Below are 1,773 nucleotides of genomic sequence, written 5' to 3' on the forward strand. Positions count from 1 at the left end.
CCAATCCCAACGAGATGATGTGCGATGGTCAGTGCATCGACGTCATGGAGAACAACGACAACTGTGGGTCTTGCGGCACCGTCTGCAACTGGATTAGCAAGGGGACTCCAGATATGGGTTCCTGTGTTGACGGCGCCTGCCTGCCCACGATCTATCCGTGTGTCAGCCAAGCCGACGGGTTCGCCAACTGTGACGAAGTGTGTGACAGTTTTGGTCAAGCCTGCGCTCACGCCATGTGCGTCGGCAAAACACATGTATTCACCGACGACATGGGCTACTGCAATTCACAGGATGTCGCCACCGCCTCAACCCTGGCTTGCGGCAGTGCCATCATGTGGGGGTTCGGCGATTGGGTCGGCTGCTGCTGCACACAGTAACCCTCACTTATGGCGGCGGGAGCACCGCACCTGAGGCGCTTACCGTCTTGGTATCCGCGGCCTCAGCAACAAGCAAGTCGTAGTCGCACCCGAGGTTGTCCTCGTCCTGCAAAATCGAGATGTTATTCACATTTACGCTCGAAAGTGCCAGCCCGGATATCACGGGACAATGGGTTGTGACATTGCTTGTATAGATCAACGCGTCGGAGAGGGCCGACACCGCCTGCGGAACTGGGCTCAGCGCGGAACCAACCCAGGCAGAGAAGAGGACATCATAGCTCCCATCTACGATGCGATTCCCACTCACCTGAGCCGAGGATACCGCGCCGACATATAGATGGACCATCATCCAGGCCATCTGACTCGACGCATCGATTACCTGCTGCATCAAAGAGTCTATCGGTGTGGTCAGCATTGCAATTTCGGCCCCTGACGATAACGTGCCAAACGTGTTGCTCGTAGTCATCCGCGAGACGTTGTCAGTCACGAGGCAAGTATCGAGGGAGGACAGCAGCACCCCACACCCGACCCCTCCTCGCCATGGCCATTTGCCTTCGATGTTGTTGTTCGAAAACACCAACGCCCCGCCCTCGACCGTCGCGGCGGGGGTGGTATCGTCAGTCCATGACAGCGTTGGTGTGTCGGAGGTTGTGGTCGCGTCCAAAGCGTGAGCGAGGTTGATGACCTCCACTGTCGCGCACGAAGCCTTCAACTTTACAGATTCGTCGCTGTCCGTCGGCGCCCAGCTAAACTCTACATTGTTGAGCTCATCGTCGATCACCGGCGCCCCATAGCTCACCAGCGAGTTCCCCGTCACAATGGTCGGCCCAAACCCCCGCCGGATCCACAGCGCCTTCCCCAGCAGGTGACTCACCTCGTTACCCCGCACCGTCACCGCCGCCTGCGAGCTCGCCCCCGCCCAGTCCTTCACCGGCTCCGGCGGGATCTCCTCAGGCGTACTCGTTGGAAACGCCGGCATCTCCTCCCCACCCCCACCAGTCTTCGCCCTGGTCCGCAGCCGCGTCGCCTCCCACACCACGATCCCCCCACGCAGCCCCCGCATCACCGGATCCGCGCCCTCCGGCAGCTGCACGCAATTGTCCACGATCTGGTTGTCCTCGATCACCGCATTCATCGCCGCCACCAGCCCGACCCCGCAGATCGGACCCCTCGTCACCTTGCCGTTGTTGCGAATCGTGTTCTCGTGGATCCACGCGTTCACCGACGCCGCCAGGCACACCCCACCCCGCGCCTTGTCGAAGTAGCGGTACCCGTAGGGGCTCGTGTCCGTCTTGCAGTTATCCTCGATGATGTTTCGCGCGATGTCGGCGTCCGTCACCACGATGAATCGTGGCACGTTGTTGCCGCCCTCATACGACTTGTTCGACTCCCAGAA

General features: G+C 60.3%; 1 protein-coding gene and 1 pseudogene. One reads left to right on the plus strand and one right to left on the minus strand.

Translation table 11 applies throughout. The features are described 5' to 3' along the window. Positions 1-377: pseudogene (locus DB30_RS40745) on the plus strand (hypothetical protein); the annotation flags it as partial. A gap of 7 nt (positions 378-384) precedes the next feature. On the opposite strand, the gene DB30_RS40750 reads toward DB30_RS40745, so the two are convergent. Then, positions 385-1,773 (minus strand): hypothetical protein (locus DB30_RS40750; RefSeq protein ID WP_165704191.1); only part of this gene is annotated, 1,389 nt, incomplete at its 5' end.

Origin of the sequence: Enhygromyxa salina, from assembly GCF_000737335.2 — a bacterium.
Lineage (GTDB): Bacteria > Myxococcota_A > Polyangia > Nannocystales > Nannocystaceae > Plesiocystis > Plesiocystis salina_C.